This window comes from Arthrobacter sp. 3Tela_A, assembly GCF_049311025.1.
Lineage (GTDB): Bacteria > Actinomycetota > Actinomycetes > Actinomycetales > Micrococcaceae > Arthrobacter_B.
The window spans coordinates 26723-46376 of record NZ_JAXIOM010000005.1 but is presented as its reverse complement, the minus strand read 5'-3'; the positions used below and the strand labels follow the sequence as shown (position 1 = coordinate 46376).

Here is a 19654-nt window from a genome sequence, read left to right as displayed (position 1 = left end):
GGGTGGAAACGGAATCCCCGCCGGAGCCAAATCGAAGCCGAAGATTGCCCGAGTGGCCAAGGAGCTCCAGGAACTCGAGGAAGAGTACACGGGCTTGATCCAGGCAGGCACGAGCGATGAGGATCTAGCGCTCTTCACAAACCCTGCTGAACACGAAATGGTTGTTCGTTGGGACATCGTCCAGGACCCTCCGGACGTGCTGGTCTCCAACTTCGCAATGTTGAACGCGATTCTGATGCGGGACTTCGAAAATCCACTATTTGCGGCGACGCTAAAGTGGTTGAAAGAGTCGCCGGATCATGTCTTCACGCTGGCGGTTGACGAGTTGCATTCCTATCGAGGGACTGCGGGCAGCGAGGTTGCCCTTTTGATCAGGCGTCTTCTCAGCCGCCTCGAACTGACCCCTGACAGTCCGCAGCTTCGTATCATTGCAGCGAGCGCCTCCCTCGATGCAAACGAAGCCGGATACGAGTTCCTCGAGGAGTTCTTTGGCGTCGAAAGAACCCGGTTTCATTTGACCGAAGGGCAACAAGAAACGATCGAGGCTCAGCTTCCCCTGGAGCTCGGGCAGGTGTTGGAGGAGTCCGCAGCGGGCACCCTCAGTCAGAAGGGCCCAGAACTGGCCAAAGCGGTGGCCCGAGCGTGCTTTGACCCGGTGGATGGACGCTATCGAAGCCACTCGCTCTCCAAGCTGGCAGAGCGGCTCTTCAACCGTGCAGACCCAGGATTTCTAGGGCTGGGAGCGGCTTTCCAAGCGATTGCACAGTCTGGGCAACCGACCATCCCGCTGAGAGCGCACCTATTTGCCCGTGTGCTTTCCGGCCTATGGGCATGCACCAACCACGACTGCACTGGGATCGAACCCAGCCGGGCAGACTCACATCGAACGGTTGGAAAGATGTTTGCTCGACCCGTGTCGGTGTGCGACGCATGTGGCTCGAGAGTGCTGGAACTTATCCTATGCGGTGAGTGTGGAGACACGAGTTTCGGGGGCTATCACTTGCCTCTGCAAGCGGATGGTGAAGAGGCACTGAGCGCCACGCCCACGTCCGTTATGTCCGATAGCCCAGGGCTTGTCACCAGGCGCCGCAGGGAGAGCTACCGGTGGTATTGGCCTTCCCCCGACGGCACAAGGCCGGTAGGGCAAACGGATTGGACCCACGCGAACTTCAAATTGCAGTGGGTCCCTGCTCACCTGAACTCGGCAGGCATCCTGCAAACTGGCTCGGACGAAGTTACTGGATGGGTCTTCCAAATTGCCGGGAAAGGCGACGCCGGGGCGACGCCGGCGCTGCCCAGCCGCTGCCCACGCTGTGGCCAGTCAGGGGGGCGGCAGACGGAGTTTGAAACAGGCGCAGTAGCCACACCGCTACAGGGACACGCGACCTCTCCTGCCCAGGTTACTTCGGTGTATTTGCGTCAGCTGCCCCGCACTCTAGGGGAAAAACCCGAAGACTATCGCACCATTGTTTTCACCGATAACCGCGATTCGGCGGCACGGACAGCTGCCTCCTTGGCCACCCGGCAATACAGCGACATCCTGGTACAAATGTTGTACCAGGGCCTGGCGGAGGCTTCAGCGCAGGATCCCATTGACCTCGTCGACCGGTTCGCTCACGGCAGCTCCGAGCTAACCGAGGAAGAGCTCTCCGTCGCTCAGCAGATCGCGCGGGAATATCCGACGGCGATTCTTGCTGTTATTCGTCTAAGAAGCGGCTCACCAACAGAGGGTGACTTGGACGTTATCTCCCAAATACGCCTGTCTAGGTCAGACACTGTCGGATGGGCCGAACTCCGTGCCAGGACGACGACGAAACTAGTCGATCTCGGACTCAGCCCTGGCGGAAGCGGCGCATTCGCTCAGGAGAAAGGCGGAGAACCCTGGTACGCGTACTATCCGTCTCCGGAACCTGGGATGTGGCGCGAGGTGTCAGTCTCTGCCAGCGCACCTGCACGGGATGCATTCGCCAAGGAGCTCGACCAGGAGATCGCGCTCCAGCTTTTTGATGGAGGCCGACGCGACGTTGAGTCGACTCTCTTGGCGTGGGTTAAGCCTCCCCTGCAGGACAACGGCCCTCTGGGAGCAGAGGAAGGAATGCAGGTGGTCGCGAGCTGCATTCGGATCCTTGCCCTCGACCGGCAGTATGAGGGGCATTGGCGCTTGCAGGACACAGGTACCAAAGCCCCGGCTGGAGTCACAGGGTATCTCGATAGAGTTTCAACCAAATTCGGGTTGGACCGCGCCTCCCTGGAGGCATGGGTCTACAGAGCTCTCCAGACCTCCCATATCGCCGACGGATGGGCACTCCGGCTGCATGGACACTCCACCCAAATTGCTTTCGCACCTGCCGGAGAGCAAGTCTGGGAATGTGGCCAGTGTGGTTTCCGCCATCTCCAAGCTTCAGCGGGAGTCTGCGCGCACAAGGGATGCACTTCGACGGAACTCATTGAGCGTAAGCGGGGCGATTACACCCAGGACTACTACAGCTGGCTGGCTCAACAGCCAGTTCGGCGCATTGCCGTTGCCGAGCTGACGGCGCAAACGAAGCCGGCTGAAGAACAACGCAAACGGCAACGTTGGTTCAAAGGCGTGAGACTCCCCGCTCCACGAGAGAACTCGAGGACTTCCCAACTCGACGTGCTCAGCGTTACCACAACGATGGAAGTTGGCGTGGACATCGGGTCCCTGAATGTGACTCTGATGGCCAACATGCCCCCGCAAAGGTTCAATTACCAACAGCGTGTAGGTCGCGCTGGACGTGCTGGGCAGCCGTTTAGTTTCGCAATTACATCCTGTCGCGACTCCGCTCACGACGAGTACTACTTTAACCACGCTGAACGCATCACCGGGGACCTCGCCCCGCAGCCATTCCTGGACCTGGGGCGAGTGAGGATCGTTCAGAGAGTTGTAGCCGCTGAGCTGCTGAGGAGGGCATTTCTTTCCTTGCCCGCCCCGCCGGAGTGGTCAAGCGAGAGCCTGCACGGATCATTCGGAAAGACATCCCAGTGGGACACCCATCGAGAAGGTGTGGCGAATTGGTTAGCCAGCAGCCCACAGGTAGCTGCAACAGTGCACAGGCTCGCTGCCTATACGAAACTCACGGAAGGTCAGGTGAAAGAGCTAATCTCTTGGGCGCGCACCGGCCTATGCCCCCGAATTGACTTCGTCCTCCAGCAGCCCCACGTAACGGAGCCTGAGCTCAGTCAGGCCCTGGCTTTGGGCGGCGTCCTCCCAATGTTCGGGTTTCCCACCCGAGTCCGAAATCTGTACCGGACGTATCCCGGTTCTCAGAAACTTGATGACGCGCTCGTTTCGGACCGTCCGCTGAGCATAGCCATTACAAACTACGCTCCCGGGGCCCAGGTGGTTCGAGATCAACTCGTACACACTGCCGCTGGATTTGCACACTACGTTCGACGCGAGAACAAATGGGTAGCCGCGGACCCGCTGGGAGCCAGCCATCAGGTTGCACTCTGTCAGGAATGCGCAACAACCTTTATCGACAAGGCAGTGGCAGCTTGCCCCACCTGCGGTTCTCCCATGGTTGATTTCCGTATGTATGAGCCACTAGGTTTCAGGACCACCTACGTGGAGCGGCCCTTTAGGATCGACCAGTCCCGCAGCCACGCCAAGAGTATGCCGACTTTCGTGTCAGAACAGGAAACAAGCGAGGAGACGCGAGTCTGCGACGTTGACCTCCGCCTGTACGAGCAAGGAAAGCTGGTGCAGTACAACGACAACAAATCGAAGCTCTTCAGACTGCTTCGGCAGGCGGATCAGTCCGTGGTCGCCTCCGACAAGGGTCTGTACCCATCGGGGTGGAAGGACATGCCTGTGACCGGGCACGACCTCGGAAGAGCCGCAATTGGCGAGATTCGGACCACCGATGCCCTCACAGTTGATTTCTCGGAGCTAGCTACGGGCGACGGTGGTGTCCCCATTCAGCAGTCGGTTCTACCGGCTGGGCACGCTGCGCTTTGGTCGCTAGCTGAAGTTCTTCGTGTTGGCGCGAGAGAACAGTTGGATATCGATCCGCAGGAAATTCAGGCTGGACTGCAGTACATCTCGGCGGGGTCGCGTTCCACGGCCCGAGTTTTTCTGGCTGATTCCCTGGATAACGGTGCGGGATACGCGGTTGAAATCGCGAAGCCCAGGGTCTTCGAGGAGCTCCTCCGCAGTACGCGCACGGTGCTGCGGGGTCAGTACGAGGATCCCAAGCATGTCGACTGCTCCGGATCATGCCCCGACTGTTTACGGTCCTGGGATAACCAGCGTCTGCATGGAGCTTTGGACTGGAGACTGGCGCTGGACATGCTTGATCTCTCTTCAGGTGCTCCGCTTGACCCTGAACGCTGGTTCGGTCGCAGAGCGGAGTTGGAGGCGATCATGACGAATATCAGCCCGGAGATCAGGGTGTCCTATGACAGCACCGGTACTCCTGTGGTGCACATACAGGACGCTCACACCACGATCCTGGTCAACCACCCCTTGTGGTCCAGGAGCGAGGAGAGGTTCAACCACCAACAAACGCAGGCGGTCGAGTCGATTCGTAAGGAACGTCCCGGGCACAGAATTACAGTGAGTGATTTCTATGAGCTCACCAGGCGCCCACTACCCGTTCTGATGGCGGCGAACAACGGAGCCGCTCAGTATCTGATGCGATAGGCGAATGGGTGGCGTGCGCATGCAGCCGCGCACGCCACCCATTGTCTAATTGGCAGCCTCCAGCCTGAGTGCATCCGAGAGCTTGCTCACGGGAAGGACGCGTATTCTCTTTGGGTGAACATATCTGGGGGAGACGACGTTGGTCTGGCACAAGGCCTATACGAAATGCTGTATACCAGGCAACTGCACGATCAACTCGCTCTGAGCCCAGAAGTGGAGGCCATCACGGACTCCGTCTCCGACGACGAGTCGCCGGCTTTGCTTGCCCGGCACGTCGCTGCCAAAGTGCGCGAAGTTCTGGCAGGAGTAAAACCTGAGGACCGTGTCCAACTGACCAACGCCATTCTGGCGAATCTGTCATCAGACCTGGTCGAACCAGGCCCCACCCAGCTCCTATCCCTCTTCCGACCGGACTCCCTGAAGCGCCGCCAGCTCCGCCGTCCATCCACACCTTTGGGCAAGCCAGCACTCCTGACCAACGGCAAGGACGATCCGAACCTCGCCGCAGAACTGCGCGCAGAAATGGGTTCCGCCAACAGTGTCGAACTGCTGTGCGCATTCATCCGCTGGACGGGCCTGCGCCTCCTCGAACCAGCCCTCGAAGATGCCCATGACCGTGGCATCCCCATCCGGGTCATCACCAGCACGTACATGGGAGCTACCGAACGGCGGGCGATCGATGAGCTGGTCCTCAAATACGGCGCCGAAGTCCGGATCAACTACGAAACCCACGCCACCCGCCTTCACGCCAAGGCATGGCTGTTCCGCCGGAACACCGGATTCGACACGGCCTATGTTGGCAGCTCCAACCTGAGTGCCCCCGCAATGCTGGACGGCCTCGAATGGAACGTGAAGCTCTCCTCCGTCGGCACACCGGACCTGCTCCGCAAATTCGAGATCACCTTCGACAGCTACTGGGAGCAGCCGGCCTTCCAGCCCTACGACCCAGCAGTCGACGGCGACCGCCTCGACGCCGCGCTGGCCCGCAACGGCGGCCGCCAGACCGCCCGGCCAGATAGCACCACGGGACTGGAGATCCAGCCGTACCTTCATCAGCAGGAAATGCTGGAGAACCTCGACGCGGCCCGCACCGTCGACGACCAGCACCGAAACCTGCTGGTGGCCGCAACAGGAACCGGCAAGACCGTCATCGCCGCACTGGATTACAAACGGTTGTGCGAGGCGGACGGCCGCGAGCTGTCCCTGCTGTTCGTCGCCCACCGGCAGGAGATCCTCAAGCAGTCGCTGCGCACCTACCGGGACGTCATGCAACGCGGTTCGTTCGGTGAGCTCTACGTTGGCGACCACAAACCGTCACAGTGGAAGCAGGTCTTCGCCAGTGTGCAGTCACTCGCCGCGCTGGGACTGGACAAGCTCGACCCGCGGCAGTTCGACGTCGTCGTCATCGATGAGTTCCACCACACCGAAGCCCCCACATACCGCCGGCTGCTGGACCACCTTCAGCCGCAGGAACTCCTTGGACTGACTGCCACACCCGAACGTGGCGACGGAGTCAACGTGGCCGATCAGTTCTTCGGCGGACGGATCGCCGGCGAGCTGAGGCTGTGGGACGCCCTCGACGCCGATCTCCTCGTCCCCTTCCACTACTTCGGTGTGGCGGACGACGTCGACCTTAGCCAGGTGGAGTGGAAGCGCGGGAACTACGACATCACCCAGCTGGACGCCCTCTACACCGGCAATGACGCCCGCGCCGCTAAGGTCATCGCTGAACTTCGGGACAAGGTGACCAGCACCAGCGACATGCGGGCCCTCGGGTTCTGCGTCTCGGTGCAGCACGCCCAGTACATGGCCGAGGTCTTCAACCGCACAGGCATCGCATCCCTGGCAGTGTCCGGTGAGACACCCGAGGCGGATCGCGCCGCAGCCCTGCGCAAACTCCGGGACCGGGAGTTGAACTGCCTCTTCGCCGTCGACCTCTTCAATGAGGGTCTCGACTTGCCGGAGATCGACACGATTCTGCTGCTGCGGCCCACGCAGAGCGCGACTGTCTTCATCCAGCAGCTCGGTCGCGGCCTGCGCCGTGCGAAGGACAAAGCGGTCCTCACCGTGCTGGACTTCATCGGCCAGCAGCGCCGTGAGTTCCGGTTCGATGCCAAGCTGAAATCCCTTACCGGCCTCCGGCGCAAGGCGCTGGAGAAGGCTGTGGAGGACGGGTTCCCCTACCTGCCGTCCGGATCGCAGATCATCCTGGACCGCGTGGCGCAGCAGACCGTGCTCAACAACATCCGGGAACAGCTGCGCGTCAACCGGAAGCAGCTGGTGGCGGAGGTCCGGTCCTACGGGGAGCACCTGCTGGAAGACTATCTGCGGGAGTCCGGGCGGGACCTGCCCGACGTGTACCGCAAAACCGGGGATTCCTGGACCTCGCTCATCCGTGAAGCCGGACTGGTGGACATCAGCCAGGCGCACGACGTCGTACTGGCCTCCCAGCTGAACGAGACTTCAGCGCTTGAAGAGGACCTGCTGCGCCGGATGACGGCGATGCTCTGCATTGATGATCCGGAGCGGGCGGAGACGTACGCGAAACTGGTCTCGGAGAACGCACCCCGCTACGGCGAGCTGAGCGACAGGGAACAGATTCTGGCCCGGATGCTCTTCTTCGCGCTGTGGCCGAACGGGGGAGGGCACACATCGTACGACGCCGGACTCGAGTTCCTGCGCAACTATCCGCTGGTCTGCGCGGAGATCCGCCAACTGGCTGCACTTATCGTTCAGCGTTCCGGGTATGCGCCCAAAGGGCTGGGCCTGGGGCTGCAGCATATCCCGCTGTATTCACACGCTACCTATCGGCGGGAGGAAGTCCTGGCGGCGCTGGGCTACTTCGCATTGGGCGGTAAGACCAGCCACCGGGAGGGCGTTGCCTGGTGCGAGAAAACGAAAACCGATGCGTTCTTCGTGACGCTGGAGAAGGACGAGAAGGAACGTGCGGCGTCCATCATGTACAAGGACTATGCGATGAGTCCGGATGTTTTCCACTGGGAGTCGCAGAACGCGACCTCTCCGGAAAGCGTGACCGGCCGGCGGTACATCAACCACAAGTCATTGGGGTCGAAGGTTCTGCTCTTCACCCGGCCTCGGCAGCGTGATGAGAACGGGATGACGATGCCGTACACCTGCCTGGGGCAGCTGGACTACATGTCGCATTCCGGGTCGAAGCCGGTCGGCATCGTATGGAAGCTGCACCGGGCGATGCCTGCGGATGTTTATGTTGAGGCTAGCGCTGTGGCGCAGTAGCGACTCTGCTAAGCCCCAAAGGGTGTAAATTCCGCGCAGGAGAAACTGAGTCTTGGAGTCGTCCAATGGCGGAGTCCTATTCGGTGCTTCCCTATTCCGCACTGCTCGGCACCTTCCTTAGCCGCGGATGAAATGCCTGATTGGCTAGGTCAATTGGGTGCGTAGCAGTCCAAGCTGTTGTCTCCACGGAGGATGCAGGTGAAGTATTTAGTTGGATGAACTTGGTTGTTTCGTCTTCCATCGGGCACGTTAACGATCCCGTCCTTCGGAACACATTAGGATTGGAGCGTGGATATTCCTAATATCAGTAGGCTGACTCTTGCCCAGCTACTGTATCTGCAATCCTGCGTCAGGGACGAAATTCGTCGCCGCGGCCTTTCCCGTACATCCGGGAGTCTTGAGGGCGAGATCGGCGAAGCAATTGCTTTGGCCGTCTACGGTGGTGTTCTCGCGGCGCCCGGCACACGTGGGTATGACCTAACTGACGCACTGGGTCGCAAAATCCAGGTGAAGACCCGTACTCTGCCAAAGGGGACGAATCGCATATTCCAGTTCAAGTCAGAAACTGTAGACAGCGCCGATCTTGATCTCGCGCTATGTATTCGATTCGACCGAGACGCGAACACTGTTGAGTGGGCACGAGAGTACACCAGTAAGGAGCTAATAGGGCTCCTCACTCCGCATAAGCAGGGACCTAGGCTCCCGACGGGCCGGGCGCAACGATTCGGAACGGACGTTACAGCGAAGATTCAGGAGGCTTTCGAGGGGCTGGGCGGCACGACGGGCTGACCATCGCTGTAGGCCCATGAGGAAACAGCCCCCTTGGGCAAGCATCGAACCGGTCAGTGCACCGTTCCCACCGCCCGCGTAGTGCAACCACCTCGGGCACCTGGACTTCAGATCTTACCGTGGTGAAGCGGGTCTGCATCGTGTGGAAGCGCCACCCTGACGATGCTTGCGGGCGTTGACTTCGAGGCTAGTGCCCCGGCGCAATGGGGTATTGCCGGATCGCACTTAGGAATTATGTGCGTGAGTGGAGGCTGCTAATCTCCGGGCGATTCTGAAAGTGACCTTAATCCGGCGATTGTCCCTAGTTGGCGGGAGCTATTCTTAAGGATGAAAGCGCCGATTGCACGAAATCAATTGACGCGCGCGAGGGTGCAAGCCTCTGTGGGACGCCGTCGGGAACGCGATAACGGTGTTCATTATCGTCAATTAGCGACAGGGTGTCCAATCGACGCTTCTCGCAACTGTTTGCATCCTCGCCACCATATCGAGCGTAAATCATACAGGCGTGGTATTGCGCGACGCAGAATCCAACGAAGGTTAGATTTATTGGGTAGGGGTTGGAAGAATCGAACATTTCTCGAATGACGGCATCGGCGTCTGCCGTCGCTTGAAGGGCTTCAGATGGTTTGTCTAGACATAGGTAGACGGCAGCCAAGTTGTTAGCCACCCTGGCCTCGCTATACCTTTCCCATGGCCCACTCTGAGCGCGGAGGCCACGTTGGACGAGTTTTAAGCTCTCAACATCCGGAAAAGGTTCTTCCCTTGATGCGATACGGGGTTGACCACCTGGGCGGTCGGAACCATGCAGGAACTCGAGTTCCCCACTAACCTTCTCCACGATGGGCAATGCACTATACATGGAGCAAAAACTATCAAGCCGGATTTGAAACAACAAACATCAATTATCTCTTCGACATATTTCGTCCATGTCGCGTAATTATCCAAGTTGACTCAGTCACCACCTCAGGACGCAGGCAAAGCGCGCCTAGGAGTGGCGTTCGATCCCCGTGATGTGTCTCTCTGACGCAACTGTCGAGGCTCCCGTTCTGTCGACGAACCGCTCAGCCAACGTTTTGATTGCAGTCGCCCTCGGCAAGGCGGCAGAGAACTTGAGGTTCACAGCCATCTCAACAGGCACCCGCGGGACCACGTCATCGAATGCGAGCTCTTCCAGCTGCGACATATCTCCAGCACCGCGCAGAGTCAATACGTCGTTGAAGGACTGCCCTTCCGCGCCGCCAAGGGCAGTACGAAGGGTTTCATTCGCCTTTAACCCCGCCCAGGTCCACAGATGCATTCCGTTCGCATCGGCTTGAACGACGAGTCCTTCTCGAGCGACGTCTCCCTTCCGTACCTCACGGACCGTAGAGAGCCTGTCAATTGCGCGCCGGGAGAGCGGAACATCCGGAGTTTCACCCAGGAGTACGTCGCGCTGTGCTCGCATCATCTCGAAGGACAGCGCGATCGCATCACTCTGCCACCGAACGTCTCCCTTGTTTGGGGTGGGGCTGACCAAGACCTCGAACCGATCCCAATTCACCTGCTCTACACGCCACGCCCGCCCGTTCATGAGAATAGGTTTAGCGTCCAGTTTTTCGGAGCCCTGGCGAGGCAACGCGAGGGGCGAGATGAACCCCAGTTCTTTGTTTCCGCTGATGACACGCAGTTCCTTCTCAGCATCGAACGAAGACAACAGATCCATAAAATGCCGGCGCCCAAACGCCTTCTCAGCGGCCGGACCGATCATCAGCAGTCCGCCGTCCTCGACAAGAAACTTTTCATCCCGAAGATAGGCGAGCACCTCCTCGCCTTCGTCCATCAGCTCAAGGTTGCCCCACCACTCCCGCCAGGACGAAGCAGCATAGGCGCCCTCCTGCAGGGCAAGAGCAAGCAGCTGCTGGGCGGTCAGATGCCGCGGGTGCGGGGGAGGAGTGATGGGTTCTATAAACCCGCGCCTCCACAACAGGAGGAGCCCCGCGGCTTCCAGGAACGCGTCGTTATTTGTGGCGAGAAACAGTGCATTCCGACGTGTACCGGGTCTGCGCCCTGTTCGTCCCAAGCGCTGGAGGAAGGAAGCGACAGTTCGTGGGGCATCGATTTGGATAACGCGGTCGAGGTCACCAATATCGATCCCGAGCTCCAAAGTGGACGTGGCGACAATGACCGTGTTTTGCCTTTCGGCGAAGGCCTGTTCAGATCTTCGGCGTTCGTCTGCGGACAGTGAGGAGTGGGATACAAACGTCTCGACGCCGAGAGCGCGCAGCTCAAAGGCTAGCTGTTCGCTGACACGCCGTGACTCGCAAAAGACCAGCCGCTTCTCTCCACGGTGGAGTGCAGCAATGACCTTCGCTGCGTTGCCGACCGAGCCGACGTAGTCCAACAAGACTTCCGGCTCAGGCACGGCGGCGGTGTTTTCTTCCGATACCACCCGCAGCTCTCCAACATCCGTTGGTGAGGAAGGTTTCCCACCTTGAAGCCACCGACCAATTTCTTCCGGGTTCCCGACCGTCGCTGAAAGGCCAATCCGTTGGATAGGACGCTCCGCAATCCGCTCCAGCCGAGCTAGGACACCCAGGAGATGCCACCCGCGGTCCGAAGCGGCAAAGGAATGCAGTTCATCAACGACGATGGACCGCAACCCCGAGAAGAAACTGCCGTGATCGACTCGTTGCGAAACGAGCATAGCCTCCAGCGACTCAGGTGTAGTGAGAAGAATGTCCGGAGGATCCGCGAGAATACGACGCCTGGCAGAGTCACCAATGTCTCCGTGCCACAGACCAACTCGCCTGCCTAACCACTCGCCGTATTTCGTGACTCGGGGATAGAGGTTGTTTAGGAGGGCTCTTAGCGGGGTCACGTAGATGATCGATAGGCCTTGCCAGCGCCCTTGGACCATCTCCGATAGCAGAGGAAAGAGGGCTGCCTCAGTCTTGCCACCAGCGGTCGGAGCGATCAGTACACAATCGGATCCTGAACGAACAGGGGCAACCGATGCCGATTGAAGCGGACGAAGACCAGGCCAGCCCAGGGAGTTAACGATGTGGTACTCGATTGCCTCGTCGAGCCCAGTAACGCCACCCACGGTCTAGAACCCAAGATCGACGTCGTCCACGGATGAAGCGGCGCGCAGATCCCCACGTGTCTGCGCTTCCCGTTCCACATCGGTGAGCTCAGATGCGCTTAATGTCAGCTCATAATGCTGACGCGGATCGAAGTCTGGAAACTGGTCGACCCTATCGAGAACATCGGCAACGAGCTTCTTGAGGAAAACTCGCGGTGCTACGCCGGTTTTGCTGCCCAACTTTCCAGCGACGGCACTGGCCAGGTCGGCAACGTAAGCGTCGTCCACTGCCGAACGGATCCGTTCGGCGTTCTCAGTGCCGGCGGCATAGATGTCCCGAACACGGCTGCCGAGCTCCACCAAAGTGTCCGGCGTGAACCCGTGAAGGCGGATCTGCGTGGCGCGCGGATTATCGAACCGGATGTCCGTTCCAAAGTCGGTCTGCAGACGCTGGGCGAGTGGCGGAAGTCGCTGCACGCCTTGTTGCCCGTCGTAAAAGGCCGGCGTGCCAGTCATCAAAACGTACAGGCCTGGGTAACGCCCACTGTCCACTTCGTCCATCAGCTGCCGAAGCGCATTGAGCGACTTCTCGCGGACATCAGATCGCATACGCTGCAGTGTCTCCACCTCGTCCAACACCAGAACAAGTCCCGCATAGTCGGAGTCACGCAAAACAGTCAACAATCCCTGTAAGAACCCGAGCGCACCGAAGTGATCGAGTTCCCCGCGCACTCCAGCCGTGCGGCGGGCATTGGCTGAGACATGAGGCTGACCGCCGAGCCACGCCAAGAGCGCATCTGCATCCGCGTTGTTACCAGCGGCACTCATTTGCCGGTAGGCCCGGAGTGCCATGGCGAATGCCGGCGCTTCCTTAGATACGGCCGCTAGTCGCTTTTCCAGCAGGACGTCTGTTCGTGCATCCAGATCTGCAGGGGATGTCGGGGCTCCCGCCCGGGCATCCTGGCCAAGGACGTAGAGCCAACCGTCAACAACGTCGGCGAAAGCACCGCTCGGAACCGTGGGGGTCGACAGGTTCTCTACAACCCGGCGATAGACCTTCTCCAGCTTGTACAGTGGGGTTTCGGTCTCGGAGATCTGGATTTCTGCAGTTGCAAAGTTCCTTTTCTTTGCCCGTTCAGTGAGCCAACGAGAGAAGAACGTCTTACCTGAACCGTATTCACCCCGAACTGCCTTGAACTGAGCAGCACCATGCTGGACGGCTTCCAGTTCTCCGTCGATGGCCGACTCAAAGCTGGTGAGCCCCACCGCCATAATGTCGAGCCCCTGTTGCGGCACCGTACCGCGACGCAAGGCATCGATAATCTCCCGGCGCCGCCGGGGACTGATCGCCACATCCGCCACTACACCACTCCGAACTGGTCCTTGAGCAAGTCAATGTCAAGGCGCAGGGTCTCACCATCACTGTCGTAGGAAAGGATGTCATATCCCTCTACGTTGAGGACACGTTTGGCCACGGCCAGCACGGGCCCCACGTTCGTTGAAGGCAGGGCGGCGGCGGAGGCAACGGTGTCTTGGTGCGCACGGCCGTTGCGCTCGATGAGCGTTCGGAGAATTGGTTCCAACAAAGAATCTGCTGAAGCCGCCGCTCGTCCCGCAAGCCGGACCTGGTCAACGTATACCGGTGATCCGAGCACCCGCGAAACCAAATCAACCGTCTTTGTCTGCGCGGACGCAGCCGATTCAGTAACTTCGAAGAGAGATGGCTCGGCCGACTCCGGGACAGGCTTCTTACGGGCCCTCTTCGGAGTCGGCACCGCGGGCAACGGTTGTTTCTCAGCGATGGGGTCATTCCACCATGCCGGCACCTGTGGAGGTGCCTGCTCCCAGCCCGACGGAGCTTTCTGCGCAAGAGAGTGTTGGTAAACGAGGACCGGCACAGTCAGCTCAGCCAGGGAGGCTCCACCGTGGTAGCCGGCCCTCGACGCGCCGTACCGGGCGTCCTCCCGCCACAGCAGGATGGCTTCTCCGTCGTCGGTGGCAACCCGAGGTCCACGCACCAAGACCTCTCCGTCCTGGACCGGCCCGGAGGAAGCTGGACGCCACCGCGAGTCGGAACTGGGAACGGCAGGCAGCATCTCGGTTTTGCGCTCTACTACATGACCGTGATCAGAGGTGAGAACAACGCTTCGCCCCGCGATGGACGCGGCATTCAGCAATGCCCGCAGCGGTTCCAAGTCTCCCATCGTCCAAGGCCGGCCCGAAGTGTCATTCTTGTGCGTTGCGTCGTCAATGGCGTTGATGACGACGCCGACGACGGGAACAGTGGGGTCAGCTATTGCCGAGGCGACTGGCTCCGAGAGCTGTGCACCGCCAGCCGCGCGCAGCTCTCCCTTATGGAACAACTGAGCTCGGGGGAAGGCTTTGGCGAGACCCGTTTTTTCCACCGCCGCATTTCCACTGCGGACGTCCCCGCAGAAGAGGCTGGTTCGGGAAATTTCCGTCATGGATGGTAACGCTGCCGTGGCGGCGAGGCGACGTTTGGAGGACGCAGGAACCCACTCGACTAGGCCGGAGCGGCCAACCTCGGCAGACAGATCAGTAGCGATAGCGGCACTCATTCCGTCCAAGACCACCAGGAGAACTCCTCCATACGGCTTCCACGGATCAACGACAAGACGCAGAATCTGTTCGACTCCGAGTGCCGGTCCTTCGGTCAGCAGATTGGCAATTACACTCTCCGCCACTGAGTCTCCCAGGTGCATAGCGGCCGCAGCGTCCCTCGCCCGTCGCCTCGTCTGCACTCGCTCAATGAGTCGACCATAAGCGCCGCCGACTTCGGGATCGCTGGACCCGTTCCAGAGCACGCCGACGGCGGCGTCGACCCAAGCGCCGTCGTCGAGCTGGCGTTGGAGATCCCCCCGAAGGTTATGGACCTCCTGCTCAGGCGTTTCCAGCCAACGGGCAAGCCGGACAGCCATCCGAGGGGCGATCTGGTTGGAGTTATAGGCTGCTTCGCGGTGGTCGAGCACCGCAGCCAGTGCTTCCTCAACACCGGATTTTTCGTCCAGTGCTTTTCCGAGGGCGCGCAGTCGAGCAGTGAAACCAGGACGAAGAATCAATGAGTGTTCGGCACCCGTCGGCCAGCCCAAGTTGTCACGCAGCAATGCCTCGGCTTGATCGAGCACAACGCCAAGGCGCCCCTCCGGGTCGCCTTCGCGGGATAGCCGCAGCATGGCAGACACCGAAGCGTTGGCGACGTCGCGCGCCTGCAATGGGGTCAGAGATTTGCCGCCCATGTAGCGTTCCAAAAGGCGGGTCCGTGCTGCAATTTGTTCTTCGACCAGATCGCCCGGCGGATCCGGCCACAAAACGTCGATGGCGAGCCCAAGTGCCAGCGGCTTGACGAGGCCGCCGGCTGTGGCGGTAGTACGTAGAGCGAAACCGGCAGCGGTTCCGTACTGCTGTTCCGCCCAATCGATGAGGTGATCCTGCAGCTCTTGGTCCACGACAGACCAAGACGCCCTCGCCCCATTGCTTAGTGCAGTGAGGACGGTCACGCCGTCGAGAGATCCTGCATCGGTCCCCAGCAAATACGCCAACAAGCCCCCCACCGCGTGTTCAGCGCTGACGGCAAGATCGGACGACGGCGCCCAGCCCTGGGCGGGCTGGTGGTCCAAGAGCGCGGTGGCAGCCCACTCGAGCCGGCGCAGATCCCGGCTGACTTCCCGCGCCCCTCGGAACAGGGCGGGGATGCTGCCCCATTCATCGGGGTCTTCGATCTGCTGCCGGTAGGCCCGGGCCAGAACTGTATCTCCAAGATCCGCACGTGGACGGTCGGTGAGGACCACCAGGAACTCGTCCTCAGCCTGCGCTGAATAGGCGTCAAGGATCGCAAGCTGGGAGATACCCTCGACCACGCGGACCCGTTGCCCGCTAACGGTTAAGGGACCACCCTGCCAACGAGGCTGAGCGCGCATCACCAGGACGCGTGACTCTCCACCCTTGGAGATGAGTTCAGCGGCGCGGGTACGAATGAGCGCCTCTGATACGGGAACGGTGCGCGTAGCTTCGGCTGCAGAGCTGATCACTCCCACCTCCAGCTCACCCGCAGCTTCTTACCCGGTACCGGATGCATGAGTTCCTCAGTGATCTTGCTGCCGATCTCCTGTACCTCGACGACGCGAGTGACCTGCTGGGTTTTTTCGCTGAGGCGGATCTTGTTGAGTTCCTCGAGCTTCTGGGCAAGGTCGGCTTCTCGCTTTGCCTGCTCCGCGGCTTGGGCTTCGAGTTCTGCCTGCTGCTTTGCCTGCTCATCGGCTTGGGCTTGGAGCTCAGCCTTCCGCTTTGCCTGTTCCGCGGCGTAAGCCTCGCGCTCAGCGGCTGCTTTGCGTGCGGCCTCCTTGCGCTCTCGTTCCTCTGCGTCCCGTATCGACTTCTCATGTGGATCGTTGAGGAGCGCCTCCGTCGCCTCTTCGGCAGCGGCGGCGAGAGCAGGTTTCAAAGCGGCGTGTAGCTCGGCTTGGCGGGCCACATCCCGCAGTTTGGAAAGGGCATCTGCAGCTTGCGTCCCCTCGAGCTTCGGCAGTCGTTCAATGAGCCCCCAATTCGCCCCGCGCAACGCGGCGGCGACATCCCCGGCGGCTGCTATGGACGTGGCGACGGCTTGCGGCTCATCAGGCAGATCAAACTGGGCCAGCACCTCGATCCTAGCAAGGGGACCATCCGCAGCGGCCAGCGCTGCAACCAAGTCCCGTCCACGACTAACGGTCTGCCAGCGTGGGGACGTTTCATCCAGTCCCAGGACATCCCGGTGTGCAGACAGCTCCGTTGCGACGCCCGCCGTCGTAGCAAGAGCAGGGCGCACCTTCGAGACGAGCGCGTCGCTGACGCGCTGCACGGCGGCCGTAGAGAGATGGTATTCATCACTTCCCACACCGAACATGCCCTTGGCACGGCTGAGTGCTACGCGCCACTCATCTTCAGAGGGAAGCACCGGCTCACGCAAAACCATCTCCGGAGCGAGTCCGCCAATGCCTGGTTCCGATGTTCTGGAGCCCGCCCGGTACCACTCGCGATCGGTGACCTTTGCCCAGACGAGGACCAGCAGGTCCTTAATATCGGAGGTCAGCCCTCGCTCGGCAAGCACTTCGCGCAGTTTCCCGACTGTGACGTCCCCGGTGCCCGCCGCCCTTGTGAACTCATCAAAAAACTCGAAGTTCTGTGCGTCCAAGGCATAAGTCGTCTCCCGCAATGTGCCGGTGCGGTAAGCAGTAACAACACGACGGACTTTGGTACCAAGGGAGCGCTCCACGTTCTCGAGGCGCCCACCGTTGTCTACAGCCCTGCGGGCCAATTCCAACACTGAATTCAGCTCAGGTCGCCGGATTTCCTCGGTACCGCGCTCTATTTCCGGGTGTTTGGGGTACCGGTCCGTCAGTGCAGCGTTGAAAACACCGACGACGGCGTCACGCAGAGTCGCCGCTGAGGGCTTTGCCGGGGTGAAACCCTCGGCGAGGGTGACGAAGTTGCTAGTGCTGAGAGTCCTCCCGAGATTCTCCTCGTTGGCGGCATCGACGCCGTAAGCCTGACGCAACAGGGCCGATAACTGTCCACGCAGCGAGTCCCGTTGGCTCTCCAACAGCCGGCGCGCAGGCTCACGGTCGCTGACCGGCAGGTTCGCGGCATATTGCTCGAACCGGTCACCCGTCAGCAGGTACTCGAGCTGAACGAGCTTGCCGACGTCGTCCATGCGCTGGGACGTCAGGAAGTGAGGCACCCACGCAACGGTGTCGGTGACGATGCCTTCCCGCCGAAGCGTAAAGATCCTTTCGACGTCGTCGGAGGGCGCCCGGTCATCGAGGTCATCGAAGGGGAAATCGACAACGAGTTTCCACCGGCCGTCTGCCGCCTTCAAAGCCTCAACAGGCAGGGCAGACTTGTCGCGAATGTTGCCGAACACGACGTCGACGGTTCGTTTTTGGCCGCGCCAGACGTGATCCAGGGAATATTCGCCGGCGTAGGAACCGGTGGCTACCGCACCGATTTCCCTGACAAGAGTGTCGCGGATGAGCTTGCGGCGGTTCGCATGGGAATCCTCCTGAGTGACATGAGCCAGAATGGCGTCAAAATCGATACCGGTGAGCTGGAGGGAGATGACAGGGTCCGCGGTGGAGCCGACCGTGATCTCCGAAAACTTTGACTGCCACTCAGTTGCGAGGGCCACCACCTGCCCGGACACGTTCCCGCCGAACATTGACACGACACTGCCATAGTTGAGCGCCGCGAGCTTGGACGCGGTGAGGTCCTTCAAGGAGGTAGCGCCTGGTGCAATCGCCGCGACGAGAAGGGTCTTGGCCAGGCGGTCTTCCCGACGGAACGCGGAGTTGCGGCCTTCCGCTCGTGCCTCGGCATCGGAGAGGTGGTGTTTGTCCAAGAGATAGGGGCGCATCTTGCCGCGGTAAAAGGACGCCGCGGCGTCGAAGATCTTAACCATGTCTTCGGTCAGCGGCTTGGCGTCCCCGAGCACGACGACGTCGAACAGGTCCCCGACAGGGATCAGATCACCCACCGTGAGTTCTTCGCGGCCCCGGTACAACAGTTCGCTCATGATCTTCAGCGCGGTGCGCTCGCGTTGCATGATGGCTGACAGGGCAACCATCGCGTCAACCAGAGCGGGGGAGAAGGGATAGACCTTCTCGAAATCAATGGCGGCGGATCCGGCTGCGTCGGTCAGCAGGTGTTTCCAGTCCGTGGGATTGGCCCGGATCCGTCCGACGGCAGCGGCAAGGGCGGAACGGCCGTCGTCGGATTTTGGGGTAAGCAAACGTCTGTTCACGATTTCCGGAAGGTCAGCGGCCGCGAGAGTGATCTTATCGAACCTGTCCTCCCACCACTGGAAGGAATCCTCCAGTGCGACCTGCTCGGCACCTGCATTGCCGCCGCCAAGGAAGTCTTTGAGCGCACGCTGCCGGGCGACGAAGGAAATCATAGGGATGGCCATTTGCCCTGACCCGGTTTCGACGAGCTTGGCCACCTTGGAGGTTTCGTTCTGGATGAACGCCGAGTCCCGCAGATGGTTGGCGAGCCACAGGACCAGTTCGTCCAGGAAGAGCACAAGACCGTCGTAGCCCAAGTCCTTGGCGTGCGCGGTCATGACGCGCAGGCCCTGGTCGATGGGCAACCAGGCTGAGGTGGATGTGTAGGCGGGGAAGTAGGTCTCGACGAGGGCTGTGGCAACTCTCTGCCGGCCACGTTCGTTCGCCGTGCCGTTGGCGGCGGCATCGAGGTCGGCCGCCGTTAATCCGCCTTCGCTGAGGGTGCCCAGTACCGGATCAAGCTCTGCTGCAAAGTTAGAGAAGAAAGAGTCATCGCCCATTTGGGCCCGCAGTTTTTGGGCGTTCTGGAACAGCTGATCGCTTTGGTGCAGTACTGGTGCGGTAGCGTCGGGATGCTTCGCCTTCACAGTGTTGATGTATCCCGAGAAGAGTGCGGCCTCGAAGGATTCCGCGCCGATCAGGTGGTAATCGACTGCGAGAAATTGCTTGCTCAGGACGTCGGTATGTGCGGCCACAACGGACTGCAGGCCGCTCAATGCCCGCGCTTGCGGATTCCCGGTCAGCAATAGGTGCATCACGGCCATGTAGTGAGATTTACCCGCACCGAACGAGCCATGGATAAACGCACCCTTTGCAGTGCCACGGGAGATGGCTGATTTCACCAGGCCGAGACCCTCGTCGAAAGCCTCTGCGATTTTCTCGGTGACCACGTAATCCTTGAGAGTCTGCTCAGCAGCAGGGACGCCCTCATGGATGCGCATAACGAAGTCGTCGTCGTGGACAGCTTCGGGAACATTGATTGCATCACGCAGCATCATGGCAAGGGCGCCAAAAGTGGGGGTGCTCATCAGCGGAAACTTCCGTTCA

At 60.5% G+C, this 19654-nt stretch carries 7 protein-coding genes; 3 read left to right on the top strand and 4 right to left on the bottom strand.

Going from position 1 to position 19654, the window contains the following annotated elements:
• Positions 1 to 52 precede the first annotated feature (52 nt).
• The 3 genes from TVC13_RS02960 (at position 53) to TVC13_RS02950 (ending at position 8710) form a co-directional block, all read left to right on the top strand.
• Complete coding sequence (locus TVC13_RS02960; RefSeq protein ID WP_422399808.1) at positions 53 to 4666, top strand: helicase-related protein; 4614 nt, start codon at positions 53 to 55, stop codon at positions 4664 to 4666.
• 165 nt (positions 4667 to 4831) lie between these two features.
• Positions 4832 to 7921: a DUF3427 domain-containing protein gene (locus tag TVC13_RS02955; RefSeq protein WP_422399807.1), complete on the top strand. Its 3090-nt coding sequence runs from the start codon at positions 4832 to 4834 to the stop codon at positions 7919 to 7921.
• 288 nt (positions 7922 to 8209) lie between these two features.
• The gene (locus TVC13_RS02950) at positions 8210 to 8710 is read left to right on the top strand and encodes a DUF6998 domain-containing protein (RefSeq protein WP_422399754.1); all 501 of its coding nucleotides are present in this window, start codon (positions 8210 to 8212) and stop codon (positions 8708 to 8710) included.
• Positions 8711 to 9695: 985 nt separating this feature from the next.
• Here the strand turns inward: TVC13_RS02950 and TVC13_RS02945 are convergent.
• The 4 genes from TVC13_RS02945 to TVC13_RS02930 are packed head-to-tail and all read right to left on the bottom strand — an operon-like array spanning position 9696 to position 19635.
• Positions 9696 to 11792, bottom strand: coding sequence for a DEAD/DEAH box helicase (locus TVC13_RS02945; protein WP_422399753.1), 2097 nt, complete (start codon positions 11790 to 11792; stop codon positions 9696 to 9698).
• A gap of 3 nt (positions 11793 to 11795) precedes the next feature.
• Positions 11796 to 13133, bottom strand: coding sequence for a BREX system ATP-binding protein BrxD (gene brxD, locus TVC13_RS02940; protein ID WP_422399752.1), 1338 nt, complete (start codon positions 13131 to 13133; stop codon positions 11796 to 11798).
• A complete protein-coding gene (pglZ, locus tag TVC13_RS02935) occupies positions 13133 to 15820 on the bottom strand; it encodes a BREX-2 system phosphatase PglZ (RefSeq protein ID WP_422399751.1) in 2688 nt (895 codons plus the stop codon). The genes brxD and pglZ overlap by 1 nt, the downstream gene beginning before the upstream one ends.
• On the bottom strand, positions 15817 to 19635 hold the full coding sequence (locus TVC13_RS02930; RefSeq protein WP_422399750.1) for a hypothetical protein: 3819 nt from the start codon (positions 19633 to 19635) through the stop codon (positions 15817 to 15819). Before TVC13_RS02930 ends, pglZ begins: the two co-directional genes overlap by 4 nt.
• Between the last annotated feature and the right edge of the window lie 19 nt (positions 19636 to 19654).

Excerpts from the sequence above, each read along its gene's own strand:
- TVC13_RS02955 (WP_422399807.1), top strand. The coding sequence starts at position 4,832 with ATGCTGTATACCAGGCAACTGCACGATCAACTCGCTCTGAGCCCAGAA.
- TVC13_RS02930 (WP_422399750.1), bottom strand. The coding sequence starts at position 19,635 with ATGAGCACCCCCACTTTTGGCGCCCTTGCCATGATGCTGCGTGATGCA.